Here is a 20,703-nt window from a genome sequence, read left to right on the forward strand (position 1 = left end):
AGTAACCATGAGTTCAGAAGATCAAGCTGCTTCTCAAACAGAACAAACCATTGAAAAGGCTTATGATTCCTCTAGCATCAAGGTATTACGTGGTTTAGACGCAGTACGTAAGCGTCCAGGCATGTATATTGGTGATACGGATGATGGTACTGGTTTACACCATATGGTGTTTGAAGTGGTGGACAACTCGATTGATGAAGCCCTTGCTGGTCACTGTGATGAAATTCTGGTTACCATTCACGAAGACGAATCTGTTTCTGTCGCAGATAACGGTCGTGGTATTCCCACAGATATTCACCCTGAAGAAGGTGTATCTGCTGCTGAAGTCATCTTAACGATTCTTCATGCGGGTGGTAAGTTTGATGACAACAGCTATAAGGTTTCTGGTGGCTTACACGGTGTAGGTGTTTCAGTTGTAAACGCTTTGTCTAGTAAACTGGAACTCACAATTCATCGTGCTGGTAAAATTCATGAACAAGAATACCGCCATGGTGACCCTCAATACCCTTTAAAGGTGGTGGGCGATACAGATCGTTCAGGTACTCGTGTACGTTTTTATCCAAGTGCTGAAACATTCAGTCAGACCATTTTCAATGTCGATATTTTAGCTCGTCGTTTACGTGAACTGTCATTTCTAAATGCGGGCGTCCGAATTGTTCTACGTGACGAACGTGTTGGTTTAGAACATGTATTTGATTATGAGGGTGGTTTATCAGAATTCGTTAAATACATTAACGAAGGAAAAACGCATCTTAACGATATTTTTCACTTTACCACGCAAGCTGATAATGGCATTGGTGTTGAAGTTGCATTGCAATGGAATGATACGTACCAAGAAAACGTACGTTGCTTTACCAATAACATTCCTCAAAAAGATGGTGGTACTCACTTAGCTGGTTTCCGAGCTGCTTTAACTCGTGGCCTTAATAACTACATGGAAAACGAAAACTTACTCAAAAAAGAGAAGGTTGCAGTTTCTGGTGATGATGCACGTGAAGGTTTAACAGCAATTGTTTCAGTGAAGGTTCCTGATCCAAAATTCTCTTCTCAAACCAAAGAAAAATTGGTATCGAGTGAAGTAAAACCTGCTGTTGAACAAGCAATGAATAAAGCTTTTTCAGAGTATCTTCTTGAAAATCCAGCTGCAGCTAAATCAATTGCGGGTAAAATTATTGATGCCGCACGTGCACGCGATGCGGCGCGTAAAGCACGTGAAATGACTCGCCGTAAGAGTGCGCTTGATATAGCAGGTCTTCCAGGTAAATTGGCGGACTGCCAAGAAAAAGATCCAGCTTTATCTGAACTATATCTTGTCGAGGGTGATTCAGCAGGTGGTTCAGCGAAACAAGGTCGTAACCGTAAAATGCAAGCGATTTTACCGCTCAAAGGTAAAATCTTAAACGTGGAACGTGCTCGTTTTGACAAGATGATTTCTTCTGCTGAAGTCGGAACACTGATTACAGCATTAGGTTGTGGTATCGGTCGTGAAGAATATAATCCAGACAAATTACGTTACCACAAAATTATTATTATGACCGATGCGGACGTGGATGGTTCACATATTCGTACGCTGTTATTAACGTTCTTCTTCCGTCAAATGCCGGAATTAGTGGAACGTGGTCATATTTATATTGCTCAGCCACCACTTTATAAATTAAAGAAAGGTAAGCAAGAGCAGTATATTAAAGATAATGATGCGCTTGAAACATATTTAATTTCGAATGCAATTGATGAGTTGGCATTACATATCAGTGCTGACGCACCTGCGATTCGTGGTGAAGCGCTTGCAAAAGTCATTGCTGATTATCAGACATCACAAAAAAGCTTACAGCGATTAACGATTCGTTATCCTGCAACTTTGTTAGATGCTTTACTTGGTTTAGATGCATTTAAATTAGATCAAAATCAAGATGAAGCTTATGTGACGTCTTGGGCTGAGCAATTGCGTCAAGCAATTGAAACACAACAGCCAAGCTTAAGACCTGAATTCACGCTCGAAGCATTCGAAAAAGAACTCGCAGATGGTTCACGTGAAACACATTATTGGCCACGTTTAACAGTGTATGTACACAACCTTCCTCATCACTATTTATTAGATGCTGGTTTGTTGGGTTCAGGTGAATATAAACGTTTACTTCAAAACTCAAAGAGTTGGTTTACGTTACTTGAAGACGGGGCTTATTTGCAAAAAGGTGAGCGTAAAGTCAATGTTGCTAACTTCCATCAAGTATGGCAACAAGTATTGGCAGATTCACGCCGTGGCATGATGATCCAACGCTATAAAGGCTTGGGCGAGATGAATGCAGAGCAGCTTTGGGAAACCACGATGGATCCTGAAAATCGTAATATGCTTCAAGTGACGATTGATGATGCAATTGAAGCAGATCGCATGTTCTCTTGCCTCATGGGTGATGATGTTGAACCACGTCGTGCATTTATTGAAGAGAATGCATTGAATGCAGATATTGATGCTTAATGCTATAAGTTAAAAAAAGCACTCTTAGGAGTGCTTTTTTTGTATCAATCTAAAATCTTAAGTCATTTTTTTGGAATTAATTTCAATAAAATGATGTGCTTGAAGTCACATATTTTATTTATTATATGAAATATAAAGATAATTAAATAAGCATTTACGAAATTAATAAATAATTAAAACTATAAAATTCAATAATTTATAATTAGATAATAAAAAATAGAGCAATAGCTCTATTTTTTTAAATAGAGAGTGATTAAAATTTTTGTCATGGAAAAGAATCCATTTAAATGCTTAAAAGGAACTAAGAATGAAAAAAACAACTCTGGCTTTATTGGCGGCTTCAACCATGGGTATGGTTTCAACTGCTCAAGCAAAGGTTGATGTGTGTGTATTTGATTTACTCGGTAAGTCTGGTGAATCGTTTCAAATGGCTCAAGAATGGGCATTGGCAGCAAAGGGCTGGGGTGCAGATATCAATCTGATTCCACGTCAAGATGAGGCTGTAGCCGATAATGATTTTAAAGCAGGTAAGTGTGATGCTGTTTTCTTAACAGCGATGCGTGCTCGTCAATATAACAAGTTTGTGGGTTCGATTGACTCTTTAGGTGGCGCACCATCAAATGCAATTGCACAACGTGCGATTACTTTTGCTTTAGACAAACGTAATGCTGCAAAGATGGTCACAAATCTCGGTGGGAAAAAATATGAAGTGGCTGGTATTGCACCACTAGGGGCAGCATATATTTTCGTGCGTGATAAAAAAATTGATTCAATCGAAAAAGCTGCAGGTAAGAAATTCGCAGTATTAAGCTATGACCCCGCACAAAAAATTATGGTGCAACGTGTCGGTGCTCAAGCAGTCGGATCTGATGTTTCAAACTTTGTTGCGAAGTTCAATAATGGTCAGGTGGATATGGTGGGTGCACCAGCATATGCCTATAAGCCTCTTGAAATTTATAAAGGTTTAGGTAGTACAGGGGCAATGTTTGATTTCCCTGTGGTACACATTACAGCAAACTTTGTGATGAAGCCTGAAAAATTCCCTGAAGGGTTTGGTCAAAAATCACGTGATTGGTTTGTTAAAAACTTGCCGAAAAGCTACGCAATGATCAAGCGTTTAGAGGGTGAAATTCCTGCTAAGTACAAAATGCAATTCTCAGCTGAAGAAAAGCTGAAATATCAAAAACTACTTCGTGATGGTCGTATGGATCTCACTAAACAAGGTATTTATGACAAAGAGATGATGTCTGTTCTTAAGAAAGCACGTTGCTCTGTCGATAAATCCAACTTCGAATGTTCACTTGGTGGTGAATAATTCTGATTTCTAAAGAAAAAATCCTAGACCTGGTCTAGGATTTTTTTTATTCATTTTATGTCATTTTCGCCAATGCACATTTATAAGAAAAAAGTATGCTTTAATCACAATAAGTAGTATTTAAATGATCTGTATCTAAAAACCATATACATACAGCATCTCAGGATCAGTATCTACACAATTGGATCGTGTAATCTCATTTTAGTTCAACACACTGACACTGAAGTTTAAGGTGTTCGATATGGGATATTCGAGACTATAAGAAAGAAGGAATAGGAAACAATAAAATGAATTTAACCAAAACATTATTATTATCAGCAGGTTTAATGACTGCTGCAACGGCTTCACAAGCAAAGCAAGTCGTCTGCGTGTTTGATCTCGTCGGGAAAAACGGCGATGTCTATGCGTTAATGAAAGATTATCAACTTGCTGCTAAGCAGTGGGGAGCTGATATTGAGCTTAAAGTCGGACAAAATGAAGGCGTAATTGCTGAAGATTTCAAAGCAGGTAAATGTGACGGTGTAAGTATCACAGGGATGCGTGGTCGTCAGTTTAATAATTTCACTGGCTCTTTAGATGCCATTGGTGCGATTACTAATCTCAATTTAGCTGTCAAAGTTATGCAAGGTTTAGCAAGTCCAACCTTTGCAAAGCATATGAAAAATGGCAACTATGAAGTTGCAGGTGTGATTCCTGTTGGCGATGCTTATTTAATGGTGCGTGATCGTAGTATTAATACGGTTGCTAAAGCTGCGGGTAAAAAGATCGCCGTACTTGATTATGATCAGGCACAAAAAATTATGGTACAGCAAATTGGTGCGCAAGCAGTGAGTTCTGATGTCACTAATTTTGGTAGTAAATTCAATAATGGCCAAGTTGATATTATTGGTGCACCAGCAGCGGTATTCCGTCCTTTAGAACTTCATAAAGGGCTAGGAACGAAAGGTGCAATTGTGAATTATCCAATTCTTCAAGTGACCGGTAATATCATCATTCGTCATGATAAATTCCCTGAAGGTTTCGGACAGAAATCGCGTGATTGGGTGAAAACACAATTACCACGTGCGAATCAAATTTTAGGCAAAATGAAAGCGGATATTCCGGCTAAATATTGGATGAATGTTCCAGCTGGAGATAAACCTGGTTATCAAAAATTAATGCGTGAATCTCGTATTGCACTTACTAAACAAGGTGTTTACAACAAACAAATGATGAAACTACTTTGGCAGTTCCGTTGTAAGAATGAACCGACAAACTTCGAATGTAGCTTGCAGGATGAGAACTACAAATAAGTTCATAGGACGTTACATTTAAATCCGATAAATTTACTCTGAATAAACTTTAAAGTTCGAGTTATGACCATATATTGAGTATGTTATACTTGATATATGGTCTTTTAATTTCAAAGCCTATTTAATTTTTTGAGGAATCCATCATGACTGCCCAAGCACTTGAGCTGACTGACAATGCTGCGAATAAAGTTCGTCAACTTCGTGAGAGCGAAGGAAATCAAGATTTGATGTTACGTGTATATGTGACAGGTGGTGGTTGCTCTGGTTTTTCTTACGGATTCAATTTTGCTGAATCTCAAAATGAAGACGATGCTGAATTTGTGAATGGTGATGTGAAGATGCTTGTTGACTCACTGAGTTATCAATATCTCGTTGGTTCAGTTGTTGATTATGTCGAAGGTTTGGAAGGATCTCGCTTTATCGTGCAAAATCCTAATGCGACAACGACATGTGGTTGTGGATCTTCATTCTCAATTTAATATGCAGCAAAAAAAGCCCGCTAAGCGGGCTTTTTTTATGATAATTTTTGCTGTTCTTTCAGAATTAAATCAGTCAGCTCATGATAATTTTGAACTGGAATCCAATGATTCGCCTCTAAATGAATTTCCGTATATGGACCTTCAACATAATTTTGATTGAACTGAACACCTTTCGCATCAATTGCAACGTCATCTTTGCCCCAAATAAATAAAGTGGGAACTTTGACTTTATTGAATAGCGTTTTATTAGAGCTAAAAGGTAAACCTCGATACCAGTTGAGTGATGGGCTGAGCCGTTTTTCTATGATCATTTCTTGTTTAAAGTTATTTAATTGTTCAACTGTCATCCCAGAATTTTTTAATAAAGCCTCGCCAATTTGAGGTGTTTTATTAAAGAGCAACTCAGGTATCCATGGAAGCTGAAATAGTCCCATATAATAGGATTTAAAAAGTTGTGTACTGCTGTAAAAAGCCCGCATAAATGCTGCTTTGTGAGGGACGGAGATCGCGGTCAAATGTTTAATTTTATTAGGATAACGTAGAGCAACTTCCCAAGCAACGACTGCGCCCCAGTCGTGTCCTACGATATATGAAGGCTCTCCAATTAAGTCGAGTAGAACATTTACATCATCTGCTAAATGTTGAATGGCATAATCTGCGCGTTTTTTCGGTTGAGCCCTTAAGCTATATCCACGTTGGTTTAACGCATAGGTGCGAAAACCATGTTGGTTTAGTATTTCGGCACTATGCTGCCAAATTTTTGATGTTTCAGGAAAACCATGTAATAGCACAATTGGACTGCCATCGATTGGACCGCTGTCTATTACATCAAAAATAAGATTACCTTTTTGAAACTCAGTGATTCGTTGTTGTTTTTCCATAATCAATACCCTCTTTCCTTTACATATCTTTATCAAATTTGGATGATAGAACTAGGGCTGAACGGGTCAGTTCTAGGTGAAAGAAGGTCGTTCATTGTCTGACAATATTATGGGTTGATTAAACGGTGTATTTGTATTGGGATTTGTTTTTGTAAGAACGTTAAGCAAAGTCTCAAAGCTAAGGTCCGATAGCTTAAGCTCGGAGTAACCAAGTGGACATCTTCAGGGATTAGAGACCATTCAGGTAAAATATGAATTAACGTTGAGTTGACTAATTGATGGGCCACTTGGATTTCTGCAACGGCGGCAATACCTAAATGTGCTTCTACAGCAGCAAGTGCATGTTCGGATGGTGTCACCATCAAATGGGTATAAATTTTAAATTTTTTTATCGTACCGTTTTTGAAAAGTGTGATTTTGGACAGCTCGCGGTTATGCGAGATAAAATGATGATCACACAGTTGCTCTGGGTGTTCAGGAATGCCACAATGCATTTGATAGGTCGGACTGGCACATAAAATTCTTCGAACTTGTCCAACCTTTTGAGCATGGAGTGTAGAGTCTGCTAAATCACCAAGTCTGATGGCTAAGTCATATCCTCCAGAAATTAAATCAACTTTGCTGTCATTCAAATCAATTTCAATATCAATGTGTGGGTATTCAATTAAAAATTGAGAGATTAAAGGCAATACCACCAATTTTCCAAAAGTTCCCGAAGCAGCTATTCGAATTCGACCTTTGGGTTGTATTTCTAATTGTGTGAGATCGTTCGTCAGCGATTCAATTTGATGAAATAGGGGGGAGATTTCTTTTAAGAAAATCTTACCAGCATCAGTTACTGAGCTTGAATTAGTATTTCGATTTAATAATCTAATATTTAAGGATTTTTCAAGTCTTGAAAGTCGATTGGATAACGTGGATTTAGCAATATCATAACGTCTTGCTGCCGCGGATAAACTTCCAGCATCTGCAATCAGTACGAACCAATATAGGTCATCGATTGAGTAGGGTAAGCTGTTCATAAAATCGAACACCACCTTTCATTTTTATTGTCTATTCACATCATTATAGAACCGCTAAGTTAAGTCAATCGATCAGATGTAGCAAATGATCTGATTTAGCAAATTGAGGACATAGCAATGACAATGAATTGTGATTTAGAAACCGGTACTTGTTCAGTAGCCGAATTGGAAAAAGGCCAAAATGCAGTGGTCAATGTAGCATCTGACCTCAGCCTGATTTATGTGGGTGACCCAATGTGCTCATGGTGTTGGGGAAGTTCAAATGTCATTAAACAAGCGCGTGAATATGCAATCCAGCATGGTGTTGGCTTTCAAGTGATTAGCGGTGGTTTAAGACCTGGTGGAGGTGATGCTTGGACCGATACTTTCAAGAATTTTTTACGCACCGAATGGAAAAATATTCAGAGACTGACTAAACAACCTTTCACTGAAAAATTGTTAGAAAGAGCACATTTTAACTATGATACCGAGCCTTCAGCACGTGCTGTTTACGTTGCTCGACAACTTTGGCAAGACCATGATCATCATGATGAAAAACTTTTGGCATTTTTTTCAGAAATCCAATATAAATTTTATGTGGATGGTGAAGATCCGAACGAGCTTGAATATTATCGAAGTATATGTGAAACATTTGAGCTAGATTTTGACGTATTCTCAACGTTGTTTGAATTACCTGAGACCCAAACAGCGACCTATGAAGAGTTCAAGCTTAACAGAAGTTGGGGCATAAAAGGGTTCCCAAGTTTTGTGATACGTCATGGAGACAATGTCAAAATCATAGGCTCTGGTCATGTGGCATTGGAAAAATTAACACAAGCTATTGATGACTTAATCAAAGATGCGCGTATATAAGGAAAAGTTGAATGGCAATTATTCTACAAATTGATTTCCCCTATGATGGACCGTGGGGTCATGAAATGTTTGAAAGTTTCAAAACACTCGCGGATTCAATAGCAAATGAGAAAGGCTTGATTTGGAAAATTTGGACTGAAAATGAAGCGTCCAAAGAAGCAGTGGAATTTACTTATTTGAAAGCCAAGCAGATGCAGAGGATTATCTAAATATGCATCTTCAGCGTTTAAGGGAAAATGGCTTTACTGAATGTAGACATCGAATTTTTGCTGTAAACTTGCCACTTTCAAAATTGAATTTTGCACCTGTTTAAGTAAATCGATGTATCAACTCAGGATAGTGGATACATCGATTCTTCATTTAAACCGCAGTGATCGTTCCTAAAACTCGATCTCCTTGAGCTCCTGTCACTTCAGGTAAATTACCAGCAAGTTGGTTTACAAATCGCATAGCCAACCACGCAAAAGCGGTCGCCTCCACCCAAGTCGGTGCTAATCCCAAATCTGCTGTGGTTTGAACACTCCACTCATGTTTACGTAAACGCCAACGTAATTGTTCTAATAATTGTGAGTTGTATGCACCACCCCCACAGACATAAACTTCACCTGTGTCCATAGGGGAACGATAAATGGCTTTCTTAATGGCACGTGTCGTGAGTTTCATCAGCGTTGCTTGAACATTTTCAGGCGTATCTTCAAGCTCATCGTATTCAACATCGCTACGCCAATCCGCAATTTGTTCATCCAACCATTCCAAATTAAAGTCTTCACGACCAGTACTTTTTGGCGGCTCTTTCGAGAAAAAGTCATGTGATTGCAAACGATCAAGCAAAGCACGAATAGGCGTACCATAAGCAGCCCAATTGCCATTTTCATCATAAGGCTGCCCTGTGTAACGTTCACACCAAGCATCCATCAAAATATTGGCTGGTCCAGTATCAAAACCATATACGCCTTTAGGATCACCCGCAGGTAACATACTGACATTGGCAATTCCACCGAGATTTAAGATCACACGGTGTATCGTCGGATGCTGAAATAAGGCTTGATGGAATGCTGGCACTAGAGGTGCACCTTGACCACCAGCAGCCATATCACGGCGTCTAAAATCTGATACCACAGGAATTTGAGTGATTTCAGTAATAATGTTGGGATCACCAATTTGCAGGGTAAATCCATGTTCGGGACGATGACGAATCGTTTGACCATGAGATCCAATGGCTTTTATTTGAGTTCTATCGAGATTATTTTCTTGTATAAGTTGATTGATTCCATGACCGATCATCTGTGCTAAAGCGACATCAGCTTTACCCATGCGGTCAATTTCATTATCGTCTGGCAAAGTAAGTGCCATCAGTTCATCACGTAAATCTGGATCAAAGGCTAATGTCAGCGTTGCATGGATCTGTAATGGATCAAAAGAAGCGGCTACAAAATCGACGCCGTCCATACTCGTGCCAGTCATTACACCAATGTAGATTGTGGTCATGATTATTCTTAAGCCTGCATTGTGCTGAAAAAGTGTTAGTATATCGCACAAATTGAACAACAGATGTATTTGGGTTTTGTGATGTCAAATTTCCTGCCTGCTGAAGAACAACTTGCCCTCATTCAACGAGGCACACATGAAATTATTTCAGAAGAAGATCTTCTGAAGAAATTAAAATTGAATCGTCCTTTGAAAATTAAGGCGGGTTTTGATCCTACAGCACCAGACTTACACTTAGGTCATACGGTATTAATTAACAAGCTTAAAGTGTTCCAAGACTTAGGTCATGAAGTATTCTTCTTGATTGGTGATTACACTGCGATGATTGGTGACCCAACAGGTAAAAGTGCAACTCGTCCACCATTGTCACGTGAGCAAGTCTTAGAAAACGCGAAAACCTATCAGGAACAAGTGTTCAAAATTCTTGATCCAAATAAAACTAAGGTGGTGTTTAACTCAGAATGGTTTGCTCAAAAAACTGCTGCTGACCTGATTCAATTGGCTTCACAGCAAACAGTTGCACGTATGCTTGAACGTGATGACTTTACTAAACGCTATAACAACCAACAGCCGATTGCGATTCACGAGTTTTTATATCCATTGGTGCAAGGCTATGACTCTATCGCGCTCGAGGCAGATGTTGAGTTAGGTGGTACGGATCAGACCTTTAACTTGTTGATGGGGCGTACTTTACAAGGTCGTTATAATCAAGAGCCACAAGTGTGTATCACTGTACCAATTCTTGAAGGTTTAGATGGCGTCAACAAAATGTCTAAATCTTTAGGTAACTACATTGGTGTATTTGATGCACCTGGTGCGATGTACCAAAAAGTACTTTCAATGCCAGACAGCTTAATTGAGCGATATTTCGAACTGCTGAGCTTCAAGTCAATGGAAGAGATCGAAGGCTTATTGAAAGAAATGGCTGAAGGTCGTAACCCTCAAGAAATTAAACGTATCTTAGCGCTCGAGTTAGTGGAGCGTTTCCATGGAAGCGAAGCTGCTGCGAATGCACATAAAGGTGCAGGGAATATCATCACAGAAGGTGAGCTTCCTGAAGGAACGCCAGAAGTGACGATTTCACGTGGTGAATTCGGTGGTGAAATGTTTATTGCTTCTATTGTTCGTGCAGCGGGCTTAACCAAAAATGCAGCGCAAGCCAAAGATGCTGTTTCACGTGGAGCCGTTAAAGTCGATTGGGAGGTGGTGGATGCATCATTCTCAATTAACGAAAATAAAACAGTGATTGTTCAAGCAGGTAAAAAGGCCATTGCTAAAGTAACTTTTACTGACTAAATCATAAAGTTTTGAATGATTCAAAAGCCATCCTAAGTGATGGCTTTTTTATGTCAAGAATGAAATGAAGATGAAAGATGGATTAATTTTTGGTTGTTCTGGTTGAAATCCATTAAAATGCGCCATCCAATACTTATTTGTTTGAATATCTATGATTCAGTTAGACCAACTTACCATTCGCCGCGGCGGTCGCATTTTATTTGAAAAAGCGTCTATGCAACTTCACCCTGGTTGGAAGATTGGTTTAACAGGTGTCAATGGTGCAGGAAAATCGACGTTGTTTTCAGCATTACTTGGAGGCATGGAATCAGATGGTGGCTCATTAACACGACCATCGGTTTGGACAGTGGCGCATATGGCGCAAGAGATTAAAGCGCTGGATATGAAAGCGATTGATTTCGTTCTATCCGGTGATGAAGAGTATTGGGATATCCAACACAAACTTGAGCATCCTGAGGGATTATCTGATCAAGATTTGGCAAATCTATATGGTCGTTTTGATGAAATTAGTGGCTACTCAGCGCCGTCTAAAGCATCACAACTGATGGCTGGGCTAGGCTTCTTTGAACATCAGTCAGAACTTAGTGTAAAAAGTTTCTCTGGTGGATGGCGTATGCGTTTAAATCTTGCACGTACTTTGATGAGTCGTTCAGATTTACTCTTACTTGATGAACCGACGAACCATTTAGATTTAGACGCTATTTTATGGTTAGAAGATTGGTTAAAAGCATATGAAGGCACATTGGTACTGATTTCGCATGACCGTGATTTCTTGGATGCCATTACCGACCATATTTTGCATATTGAAAACCAAGAACTAACGCTTTATACCGGCAACTATTCAACCTTTGAACGTACCCGAAGTGAACGTTTAGCTCAGCAACAACAAGCCTATGAGAAACAGCTTGAGCTACGTGCACATCTGCAAAAATATATTGATCGTTTTAAAGCTAAGGCAACCAAAGCAAAACAGGCACAAAGCCGTATTAAACAGCTCGAACGAATGCAAGAGCTTTCTGCTGCGCATGTCGATACGCCTTTTACCTTTAGCTTCCGTGAACCCACCAAAATGAGTTCTCCGTTGTTACAACTGGATAGTGCTGATATTGGTTATGGCGACAAACTGATTGTGACCAATGTGAAACTACAAATCACGCCAACCAGCCGTATCGGTTTACTGGGAATGAATGGTGCAGGTAAGTCCACATTAATTAAATCATTGGTGGGTGATTTACCTTTAATTCAAGGTCAACGCAAAGCATCCGAATTACTTAATATTGGTTATTTCGCCCAACATCAAATGGATGCATTAGATGGTAATGCGAGTCCAATGTTGCAGTTATCTCGTATTGCAGATAAAAAGATTAGTGAAGCGACTTTACGCGCCTTCTTAGGGAGTTTTGGTTTCTCTGGTGAGCGTATGGATACGCCGTGTGAAAGCTTCTCTGGGGGTGAGCGTGCACGTTTAGCATTGGCTTTGATTGTCTGGCAGCGTCCAAATGTTTTAATTTTAGATGAACCGACCAATCATTTAGACTTGGATATGCGTCATGCATTAACTATGGCACTACAAGACTTTGAAGGGGCAGTGGTGTTGGTCTCACATGAACGCCAATTAATTGCAAGTGTCTGTGATGAATTACTCCTAGTGCATAACGGTAAATGTCGTGAGTTTGAAGGTGATCTGGTCGCTTATGCAGACTGGTTACGTCAAGCACGTGCAGAGTTGATGAAGCAAGGGCAGCAAGCACCTGAGCCAGTAAAATCTCAAGTGATAGATAAGCCTGTAGTTTCTAAAGTAGATAAAGAAGCACAGCGTAAAGAAGCTGCGCGTCGCCGTGAAATGAGCCGCCCAATTCGTAAAAATATCGAAAAATTGGAAGCTGAGATTGCAAAGATTCAACCACGTTTAGTTCAAATTGAGGATGCTTTAGGGGATGCATCACTTTATGATGCGTCTCGGAAAGATGATCTTTTAAAATTGATGAATGAACAAACGGAACTAAAAGGAAAATTAGCACAAGCAGAAGAAAAAATGCTTGAACTGATGATGGAACTTGAAGAGTTGGAAAGTTCGTTTGATGAATAATGAGTGATAAAAAAGCCCAATTTAGATTGGGCTTTTTTTATTTAAATGTATATGATTGAAATCTTATGTTTATGTTAAGAAAAAGAATTAATGGCTCTAGAAAAAATAAAATTAAATACAGATACTGAATTCTATAAAGGGCTTCAAAAATTTGCCGAAGGAACATATGTATTTGTAAATGAAATTGGTAAAGCTTTAATTCCTATGGCTGAAGCTTTACAAAATATAATAAACAGCATTGACCAAGAAAAATTAAAAAACTTCATTGAGGGAATTTATAAATTCCAACAATATGAGCCATATCTAGATAATTTATTAGGTTCGCTTGAAGACAATACAAATTTATCACATGTAAATGAAACACTTTCTCTGGCTTGTTTCATTCAATTAATTTTTGAAAATGAAGATAATCTTGATAATTTACATCTGTTTGATGTCATAAAAACTAACTATTTTGATGAAATGTTTTTCTCGAAATTTGATGAAATAAATTTAGGAGAAAATTTTAAACTGAGAAAAAATATAATCCAAGAAGCATTTAAGCTTTATGAGTTAGATTTTTATGCCGGTTGCTTAGCTCTTTTGTATGGACAACTTGAGGGGATATTGACTGATTATTTAGTTTATCAAAATGTTCTTCTCAGGAATGGTACATCTTATAAATATTGTGGAGAAGAAATTAGATATACAAATCAAAGAAATGAAGAAGAGATAATAAAAAATAATAAATCTATCACTGGTATATATCATAAAATTATAATAGCTAAAAATACAAATATATATTTCGAGGAATTAGATGCTTATAAGATAGATAGTGAATTAAAAATTAATAATGATCGAAATGAAATACTTCATGGAAATATTTTAGATCGCTTTACCAAAGAAAGATGTTTCATTCTAATCATTTGGTTAACTTCAATCTTTAACTTCCTTCTAGCAGATCAGAAAATCCAAGAATCATTATCTACTAAATAAAAAAACCGCGCTTTCGCGCGGTCTTTTATTTAAAGAGACAAATTATTTTTTGTCATCTTTCACTTCAGTGAACTCAGCATCTACAACGCCGTCGTCCGCTTTTTGTTGCTGACCAGCAGCATCACCTTGGAATGCATTTGGATCAAAACCTTGCGCACCACCTTGAGCACCCTGCGCAGCTTCATAAGCACGTTGAGTGATCGGCATGATGATGTTTTGAAGTGCTTCAGTTTTCGCTTTGATCGCGTCAACATCATTTTCTTTTGTTGCAGCTTCAAGTTCTGAAACAGCAGTTTCAACCGCAGTTTTTTCATCAGCAGTCACTTGTTCACCAAGGTCTTTTACTGCTTTTTGAGCAGAAGAAACTAATGCATCAGCTTCGTTACGTGCTTTAGCAAGTTCTTCAAACTTACGATCTTCTTCAGCATTCGCTTCAGCATCTTTGATCATCGCTTCAATTTCAGCATCGCTCAAACCTGAGTTTGCTTTAATTTGAATTGATTGCTCTTTACCAGTGCTCTTATCTTTAGCAGATACTTTCAAGATACCATCAGCGTTGATGTCGAACGATACTTCAATTTGCGGCACGCCACGTGGAGCAGGTGGGATATCGCCCAATTGGAAGTTACCCAACAATTTGTTTTGTTGAGCCATTTTACGTTCACCTTGGTAAACCGAAATGTCTACTGCAGGCTGGTTATCAGCAGCTGTAGAGAACACTTGTGATTTTTTCGCAGGGATTGTTGTGTTTTTCTCGATGATTGGAGTTAACACGCCACCCATTGTTTCAATACCAAGTGTCAATGGTGTAACGTCAAGTAATAGAACGTCGTTTTTATCACCTGAAAGTACAGCACCTTGGATCGCAGCACCCATTGCTACAGCTTCGTCAGGGTTCACGTCTTTACGTGGCTCTTTACCGAAGAACTCTTGTACTTTTTGTTGTACAAGCGGCATACGAGACTGACCACCAACCAAGATCACGTCAGAGATATCAGAAGTTGATAAACCAGCATCTTTAAGTGCAATCTTACATGGCTCGATTGTACGAGCAACTAAGTCAGCAACAAGACCTTCTAATTTCGCACGTGTTACGTTGATCACTAAGTGTTTAGGACCAGTCGCATCAGCAGTGATATATGGAAGGTTAATTTCAGTTGCATTCGAAGAAGACAATTCAATCTTCGCTTTCTCAGCAGCTTCTTTCAAACGTTGTAACGCAAGTGGATCATTTTTCAGATTCACATTTTGTTCTTTCTTAAACTCTTCAACCAAGTAATCGATTAACGCGTTATCAAAGTCTTCACCACCTAAGAATGTATCACCGTTGGTAGACAACACTTCGATTTGTTGGTCGCCATCAAGGTCAGCGATTTCAATGATTGATACGTCGAAAGTACCACCACCTAAGTCGTAAACCGCGATTTTACGGTCGCCTTCTTTCTTGTCCATACCGAACGCAAGCGCTGCAGCTGTTGGTTCGTTGATGATACGTTTAACATCTAAACCAGCAATTTTACCAGCATCTTTCGTTGCTTGACGTTGAGCATCGTTGAAGTATGCAGGAACAGTAACTACCGCTTCAGTAACTGTTTCACCTAAGTAATCTTCCGCAGTTTTCTTCATTTTCTTAAGAACTTCTGCAGAGATTTGTTGTGGTGCTAGTTTCTTGTCGTTTACATCAACCCAAGCATCGCCATTGTCAGCTTTGATGATTTTGTAAGGTACAAGACCAATATCTTTTTGAACTGCTTGATCTTCGTAACGACGACCGATCAAACGTTTGATCGCAAATAATGTATTTTTCGGGTTTGTTACCGCTTGACGTTTAGCTGATTGACCAACAAGGATCTCGCCATCTTTATACGCAATAATAGACGGAGTTGTACGAGCGCCTTCAGCGTTGTCGATTACTTTAACTTTATCGCCTTCAAGTACTGCAACACATGAGTTTGTAGTACCTAAGTCAATACCAATAATTTTAGCCATTGATGTGTTCCTCGAAAATTTTGTTGTGATCTTTCACTTGTTATCCGATATGAGAGCCATTCATTATTTTTCAAGTTAAAAACTTAAAAAATTTTTACAAACTCCCGTATTTCTTGACTTATTGGCCTACCATGACCATTGCAGGACGAAGTAAACGGCCAGAAAGGGTGTAACCTTTTTGAAGTACCGTACCAATCTCACCCGCTTTTGCATCTGGAGCAATACCTACTGCTTGATGCAAATCAGCATTAAAACCATTTTCAGTGTCAACTGCCACAACACCAAATTTTTCTAATGTTGCTAATAATGACTTCAGTGTGAGTTCTACACCTTCTGATAAAGGAGTTTTTTCATCACCTGCAGCAGCAATTGCACGTTCAAGGTTGTCAACTGAATCCAATAATTCTTTTGCAAATTTCTCTAAAGCAAATTTTTTCGCAGTATCCGCTTCACGCTCTAAACGTTCTTTGGTTTTTTCTGCTTCATACTTCGCATTTGCAGCAACTGCTTTTTCATATTTTAAGTTTTCAGTCAGCGTTGCGATTTGCGCTTGAAGGTCTTCTACAGAAACTTCAACTTCAGCTTGTTGATTTTCAACTTGCTGTTCAGTTTGTTCCGTTTGAACGTCCTGAGTTTGTTCGTTTTGCTCATTTGCCATGGAAGATCTCCGCTTAAATGGGTTTTTAAACATGTACAGTCCTTTGGCATCAGTGTTAACTGCGTTAATCTGAACTGCCATGCGTGTGTAATTCATCAATACAAAGGTAATGTGGGCGACTATAAATAATTCAAGCTTAAACGATGTTTATTTCTACTAAATTCATCTTTAGAACAAGGAATGAAAATTTTTCGATTCATTTAGAGAAATCTAAAGTCTAGAATAAGACGAGGAGATGAACTGGAGAAAGATTATAAAAATATGATTTAGTGTATATTTTATATATAAAAAATATAGATTCAGATAAAACAAGTCTTTCCTTTTAAAGAATCAAATCTGTATTATCTTTAACCAGATACTAACGCTGTAGTTTCTATTTATTTTGTTTTTGCTTTTTAATAGCTCATCCAACCTCCTTGGATGAGTTTTTTTTTGCTTGTCGAGATCTGAGTAACAATGTTAAGCAACCGATATACCGTGTAGCCACACTGTGATTCAGTCACCTTCAAAAAGGGTTTATATCGCACCACATATTCACTAAAAAATAAATTAAATAAATGGCTTAGGAGATATATTCAACTATAAAAGTTGAATTGCATTTTCTTTACACTTTTTTCATAAGTTCAACCTGAAGTCATCGAAACTTGAACCAAGAACTGACGCATGAAATAAAAAAGTCAGGAATGATAAGCCTTCAAAGTTAACTCTGACTTTGAATGTTTCAAGTAAGGAATTAAACAATGAAAAAATTAGGTCTCATTTCCCTGGCATTTGCAGCTATTGGTTTTGCTACTGTAGGTTGTACTTCAAACCAATCTGCTGAAACTGCTCAAGCGACCACACAAACAGATGCTTCAATAGCGCAAGCGGCAACTACTGAAATGGATACCCAAAATGGTGTGGCTGTACAAGCTGACCCAAGTGTAGAGTCTGCTGAACCGATTCAAGCTGTCCCAGCTGAAGGTGCAGAAGCCCCTCAAGTTGTTGAGTAAAATGCAATGAAATTTAATTCATTTAAACTGCTTATAATGGATTAAATTTTATGAAAAAGCAGAGAATAGAGAGTAAACAGGATGCCTTTACTGTCTATTTTTAGAATCACAGCACTTAAAAAAACCTAACATTCAAATGTGAATGTTAGGTTTGTGAGGTAACTTTAAATCAATTGTCTTGAGTCCAAGAAAGCTTAACGATCTCGGCGATCGTGTTGACGTTCCTGTTCTCGCTTCTTGCGGTCCTGTTCTAAGCGCTTACGTTGTTCTTCAATCGCTTTTTTACGATTATCTTGATTCCAACGATTACGTTCAGCTTGACGTTGTTTTAGAATTTCCTTTTGACGTTGTTCAATCTGTTTACGACGATCATGCTCAGCACGTTCTTTATTACGTCGATCTGCTAATTCACGTTGTTGGCGTTGACGTTCATATTCACGTTTGCGCTTTTCTTGTTCAAGGCGCTGTTGATGTAAACGTTGTGCGCGTTCTCTCTCCCAACGTTGACGGTCATAGTTGCGATCATAATCACGATCATAACGATGGTCATAATTACCATTATAATAAGGGCCATCGTCAGGGAAGGCCACACAACCGACTGCAAGAACTGCTGTGGCCAATGACATTATCATTACTTTTATTGCCATAGCTTTCACCTTTATATGTTGAATTAGGACAACCAAAAAATTCCTGATGTTGGATTAAATAGTCAATGACAAGACTGCTATAGTCAGATTAGCGTAAATGGAATTGAAGTTTGTATATTGATCAGTAGACTTAGTTAACAAAATAGTCATGAAATGGCTGATCGTGTAGAAATTATGAAGAATACAGATTTTTAAAAGGATCGGAATCGTGAATCAAAAAATACAACAATTACTTGAAAATGGTCAGGGTTCTGCAGGACGTGCATTAGATCGACTCCCGAAGATCGTTCAAGAATCTCTAGTGAAGTTACTTGGCTATCCCTATGACTATCCTCAACTCGATAGCTTTACAAAATGCTTGATGGCTGCACAGTTGAAACAAGGAAAATCAGGCTTTATTGGCGCTGATATTGATAAATCAAGAAAAGAATTTGAAAATCAAATCCAATCCATCACACATAAATCATCTCATGTTCAATATGTAGAAGATATTCGTCTTCCTTTACAAAGTGGTACTGTATTTGCCAGACATTATCATCCTGCTCCGAATAAAAAACTACCAATGATTGTATTTTATCATGGTGGTGGGTTTGTTGTCGGAAGTGTGAATACACATGATGAAGCGTGCCGAATCATTGCGAATTATGCAAAAGCACAAGTAATCAGTATTGATTATCCTTTAGCACCAGAAGTTTCTCCACAATCATTGATTCAATCATGTGAAGATGCATTGGCATGGGTATATCAAAATCGCCGTCACTTTAAAATCTTAAAAAACCGTATTGCTATAGCAGGAGATAGTGCTGGCGGTAATATTAGTGCTGTCGTTGCTCAACGTGCATTAAATGCCAGTTATGCGCCTCAAGCTCAATTTTTAATATATCCTGCGGTAGATTTCAAAAGTCGTCATCCATCATTCTTTGCGTATAAAGATGGTTTAGTATTAACCAACAGCGATATTGACTATGTGACAGAATACTACGCGACAAGACATAAAGTTGCTTTGGATAATCCACTAATCTCTCCAACATACGGTAATCTAAAAAAATTGGCACCAGCCTATGTTGTTACAGCGGGACATGATGTATTGCATGATGAAGGCAAAATTTACGCCCACAAATTACGTCAAAATGGCACTAAAGTGTTGTATCAAGATTTTGAAGACCAAACACACGGATTTATTAATCTAACGCTAGTCTCAGGGCGTTCTAAAAAATTGTTGATTGAAATGAGTAAAGAGTTTAGAAGATTTTGGGATAAAAATAGTTAATAGATGCTTACTTTCAAATCCTGAGATTCAAACGAAACTCAGGATTTTTTCTTTATATACAGTAATCGAATAAAAATACTTTGATGCTTAACAAAAAATTGAATCTTTTCTGGCGATTGATTCGTGAATAATAGATAAGATAAAACATCAATAAGAGGATAGCGTATGTTAAAAAAAATGATGTTAGGTGCTTCTGTTGCGGCAATGAGTACTTTGTCTTTGGCAGCAAATACGCATATGCAAATCAAAACATCAGCAGGAGATATCGAAATCGAGTTGTTTAATGATAAAGCTCCGATTTCAGTAAAGAACTTTGAAACTTATGCGAAAGCTAATTTTTATAACGGCACAATCTTCCATCGGGTTATTCCAGGGTTCATGATCCAAGGTGGAGGATTAGATGTATCGATGAAAGAAAAAGCGAATCGACCTCCAATCAAGAACGAGTCTTATAATGGCTTAAAGAATAACCGTGGCACTTTAGCCATGGCACGTACAAACCAGCCTGATTCAGCAACAAGCCAATTTTTTATCAATATTGCGGATAATGATTTTCTAAATAAAGCGCCAATGAATCCTGGTTATGCTGTGTTTGGTCAGGTAACTAAAGGCATGGATGTTGTCGATAAAATTGCAAAAGTGCCTACTGGTAGATTTGGTATGCATCAAGATGTGCCAAAAAATCCTATTAAAATTTTAAGTGTGAATATAAAACCTTCAAAAGCGAAATAGTGATTAAAAAAAGAAGCAGAAATATTAAATTAATATTTTTGCTTCAATATTATAGGGTTAAGTGTAAATGTGATTATTAATGAATCATAATGGTGCATAAAAATAGAACACTCAATAAAACATGAGGTTAAAAGCACTTGCAATGATTTCGAAATGCTCTAGAATGCACCCCATACCGACGAGATACACGGAAACGAGCGAAGCAGGTTGCTGAGTTGTTAAGTGTTTCGAGTCCAGCTTCTAGCATTGA

At 38.3% G+C, this 20,703-nt stretch carries 17 protein-coding genes and 1 pseudogene; 12 read left to right on the plus strand and 6 right to left on the minus strand.

Annotated features, from left to right (window positions below):
* The first annotated feature begins 7 nt into the window (after positions 1 to 7).
* The 4 genes from gyrB (at position 8) to erpA (ending at position 5,562) form a co-directional block, all read left to right on the plus strand.
* Positions 8 to 2,476 carry a DNA topoisomerase (ATP-hydrolyzing) subunit B gene (gene gyrB, locus AC1M9L_RS13425; RefSeq protein WP_035268615.1) on the plus strand — a complete coding sequence of 823 codons (2,469 nt, stop codon included), beginning with the start codon at positions 8 to 10 and terminating at the stop codon, positions 2,474 to 2,476.
* A 307-nt stretch (positions 2,477 to 2,783) separates the two neighbouring features.
* Positions 2,784 to 3,791 carry a putative solute-binding protein gene (locus tag AC1M9L_RS13430; RefSeq protein WP_481589590.1) on the plus strand — a complete coding sequence of 336 codons (1,008 nt, stop codon included), beginning with the start codon at positions 2,784 to 2,786 and terminating at the stop codon, positions 3,789 to 3,791.
* Between the two features lie 287 nt (positions 3,792 to 4,078).
* Positions 4,079 to 5,083, plus strand: a complete 1,005-nt coding sequence (locus AC1M9L_RS13435) for a putative solute-binding protein (RefSeq protein ID WP_035268621.1) — start codon at positions 4,079 to 4,081, stop codon at positions 5,081 to 5,083.
* A 143-nt stretch (positions 5,084 to 5,226) separates the two neighbouring features.
* Entirely contained in the window at positions 5,227 to 5,562 is a 336-nt protein-coding gene (gene erpA / locus AC1M9L_RS13440) for an iron-sulfur cluster insertion protein ErpA (protein ID WP_035268624.1), read from the plus strand.
* Positions 5,563 to 5,597: 35 nt separating this feature from the next.
* Here the strand turns inward: erpA and AC1M9L_RS13445 are convergent, their stop codons facing one another.
* Both AC1M9L_RS13445 and AC1M9L_RS13450 read right to left on the minus strand, forming a co-directional pair.
* Complete coding sequence (locus AC1M9L_RS13445; RefSeq protein ID WP_481592400.1) at positions 5,598 to 6,443, minus strand: alpha/beta fold hydrolase; 846 nt, start codon at positions 6,441 to 6,443, stop codon at positions 5,598 to 5,600.
* A gap of 107 nt (positions 6,444 to 6,550) precedes the next feature.
* Complete coding sequence (locus AC1M9L_RS13450; RefSeq protein ID WP_481592401.1) at positions 6,551 to 7,465, minus strand: LysR family transcriptional regulator; 915 nt, start codon at positions 7,463 to 7,465, stop codon at positions 6,551 to 6,553.
* Positions 7,466 to 7,582: 117 nt separating this feature from the next.
* Here AC1M9L_RS13450 and AC1M9L_RS13455 point away from each other — a divergent pair, with 117 nt between their 5' ends.
* Entirely contained in the window at positions 7,583 to 8,317 is a 735-nt protein-coding gene (locus AC1M9L_RS13455) for a DsbA family protein (protein WP_481592402.1), read from the plus strand.
* Between the two features lie 65 nt (positions 8,318 to 8,382).
* A pseudogene (locus AC1M9L_RS13460) lies at positions 8,383 to 8,630 on the plus strand (YdhR family protein).
* 47 nt (positions 8,631 to 8,677) lie between these two features.
* Here the strand turns inward: AC1M9L_RS13460 and AC1M9L_RS13465 are convergent.
* On the minus strand, positions 8,678 to 9,805 hold the full coding sequence (locus AC1M9L_RS13465) for an anhydro-N-acetylmuramic acid kinase (protein ID WP_035269457.1): 1,128 nt from the start codon (positions 9,803 to 9,805) through the stop codon (positions 8,678 to 8,680).
* A 63-nt stretch (positions 9,806 to 9,868) separates the two neighbouring features.
* Here AC1M9L_RS13465 and tyrS point away from each other — a divergent pair, with 63 nt between their 5' ends.
* The 3 genes from tyrS to AC1M9L_RS13480 all read left to right on the plus strand — a co-directional run bounded on the left by tyrS (position 9,869) and on the right by AC1M9L_RS13480 (position 14,165).
* A complete protein-coding gene (tyrS, locus tag AC1M9L_RS13470; protein WP_171076798.1) occupies positions 9,869 to 11,101 on the plus strand; it encodes a tyrosine--tRNA ligase in 1,233 nt (410 codons plus the stop codon).
* Between the two features lie 151 nt (positions 11,102 to 11,252).
* Entirely contained in the window at positions 11,253 to 13,190 is a 1,938-nt protein-coding gene (locus AC1M9L_RS13475; protein WP_481592403.1) for an ATP-binding cassette domain-containing protein, read from the plus strand.
* A gap of 90 nt (positions 13,191 to 13,280) precedes the next feature.
* Positions 13,281 to 14,165, plus strand: a complete 885-nt coding sequence (locus AC1M9L_RS13480) for a hypothetical protein (protein ID WP_481592404.1) — start codon at positions 13,281 to 13,283, stop codon at positions 14,163 to 14,165.
* 42 nt (positions 14,166 to 14,207) lie between these two features.
* On the opposite strand, the gene dnaK is transcribed toward AC1M9L_RS13480, so the two are convergent.
* Positions 14,208 to 16,154: a molecular chaperone DnaK gene (gene dnaK / locus AC1M9L_RS13485; RefSeq protein WP_481592405.1), complete on the minus strand. Its 1,947-nt coding sequence runs from the start codon at positions 16,152 to 16,154 to the stop codon at positions 14,208 to 14,210.
* A 118-nt stretch (positions 16,155 to 16,272) separates the two neighbouring features.
* The gene (gene grpE / locus AC1M9L_RS13490) at positions 16,273 to 16,845 is read right to left on the minus strand and encodes a nucleotide exchange factor GrpE (protein WP_257219952.1); all 573 of its coding nucleotides are present in this window, start codon (positions 16,843 to 16,845) and stop codon (positions 16,273 to 16,275) included.
* Positions 16,846 to 17,552: 707 nt separating this feature from the next.
* On the opposite strand from grpE, the gene AC1M9L_RS13495 reads away from it, so the two are divergent.
* Positions 17,553 to 17,804, plus strand: a complete 252-nt coding sequence (locus AC1M9L_RS13495) for a hypothetical protein (protein ID WP_035269475.1) — start codon at positions 17,553 to 17,555, stop codon at positions 17,802 to 17,804.
* Between the two features lie 194 nt (positions 17,805 to 17,998).
* Here AC1M9L_RS13495 and AC1M9L_RS13500 read toward each other — a convergent pair whose 3' ends face one another.
* Positions 17,999 to 18,451, minus strand: coding sequence for a cell envelope integrity TolA family protein (locus AC1M9L_RS13500; protein WP_092768671.1), 453 nt, complete (start codon positions 18,449 to 18,451; stop codon positions 17,999 to 18,001).
* Between the two features lie 199 nt (positions 18,452 to 18,650).
* Here AC1M9L_RS13500 and AC1M9L_RS13505 point away from each other — a divergent pair, with 199 nt between their 5' ends.
* Positions 18,651 to 19,721, plus strand: coding sequence for an alpha/beta hydrolase (locus AC1M9L_RS13505; protein WP_481592406.1), 1,071 nt, complete (start codon positions 18,651 to 18,653; stop codon positions 19,719 to 19,721).
* A gap of 165 nt (positions 19,722 to 19,886) precedes the next feature.
* On the plus strand, positions 19,887 to 20,453 hold the full coding sequence (locus AC1M9L_RS13510; protein ID WP_481589581.1) for a peptidylprolyl isomerase: 567 nt from the start codon (positions 19,887 to 19,889) through the stop codon (positions 20,451 to 20,453).
* The last annotated feature ends 250 nt before the right edge of the window (positions 20,454 to 20,703 follow it).

It is taken from the genome of Acinetobacter sp. ANC_7511, from assembly GCF_056779975.1.

What these genes read in the sequence shown, in the direction of transcription:
- gyrB (WP_035268615.1), top strand. Translation starts at nt 8, where the DNA reads ATGAGTTCAGAAGATCAAGCTGCTTCTCAAACAGAACAAACCATTGAA.
- AC1M9L_RS13430 (WP_481589590.1), top strand. Translation starts at nt 2,784, where the DNA reads ATGAAAAAAACAACTCTGGCTTTATTGGCGGCTTCAACCATGGGTATG.
- AC1M9L_RS13435 (WP_035268621.1), top strand. Translation starts at nt 4,079, where the DNA reads ATGAATTTAACCAAAACATTATTATTATCAGCAGGTTTAATGACTGCT.
- erpA (WP_035268624.1), top strand. Translation starts at nt 5,227, where the DNA reads ATGACTGCCCAAGCACTTGAGCTGACTGACAATGCTGCGAATAAAGTT.
- AC1M9L_RS13445 (WP_481592400.1), bottom strand. Translation starts at nt 6,443, where the DNA reads ATGGAAAAACAACAACGAATCACTGAGTTTCAAAAAGGTAATCTTATT.
- AC1M9L_RS13450 (WP_481592401.1), bottom strand. Translation starts at nt 7,465, where the DNA reads ATGAACAGCTTACCCTACTCAATCGATGACCTATATTGGTTCGTACTG.
- AC1M9L_RS13455 (WP_481592402.1), top strand. Translation starts at nt 7,583, where the DNA reads ATGACAATGAATTGTGATTTAGAAACCGGTACTTGTTCAGTAGCCGAA.
- AC1M9L_RS13465 (WP_035269457.1), bottom strand. Translation starts at nt 9,805, where the DNA reads ATGACCACAATCTACATTGGTGTAATGACTGGCACGAGTATGGACGGC.
- tyrS (WP_171076798.1), top strand. Translation starts at nt 9,869, where the DNA reads ATGTATTTGGGTTTTGTGATGTCAAATTTCCTGCCTGCTGAAGAACAA.
- AC1M9L_RS13475 (WP_481592403.1), top strand. Translation starts at nt 11,253, where the DNA reads ATGATTCAGTTAGACCAACTTACCATTCGCCGCGGCGGTCGCATTTTA.
- AC1M9L_RS13480 (WP_481592404.1), top strand. Translation starts at nt 13,281, where the DNA reads ATGGCTCTAGAAAAAATAAAATTAAATACAGATACTGAATTCTATAAA.
- dnaK (WP_481592405.1), bottom strand. Translation starts at nt 16,154, where the DNA reads ATGGCTAAAATTATTGGTATTGACTTAGGTACTACAAACTCATGTGTT.
- grpE (WP_257219952.1), bottom strand. Translation starts at nt 16,845, where the DNA reads ATGTTTAAAAACCCATTTAAGCGGAGATCTTCCATGGCAAATGAGCAA.
- AC1M9L_RS13495 (WP_035269475.1), top strand. Translation starts at nt 17,553, where the DNA reads ATGAAAAAATTAGGTCTCATTTCCCTGGCATTTGCAGCTATTGGTTTT.
- AC1M9L_RS13500 (WP_092768671.1), bottom strand. Translation starts at nt 18,451, where the DNA reads ATGGCAATAAAAGTAATGATAATGTCATTGGCCACAGCAGTTCTTGCA.
- AC1M9L_RS13510 (WP_481589581.1), top strand. Translation starts at nt 19,887, where the DNA reads ATGTTAAAAAAAATGATGTTAGGTGCTTCTGTTGCGGCAATGAGTACT.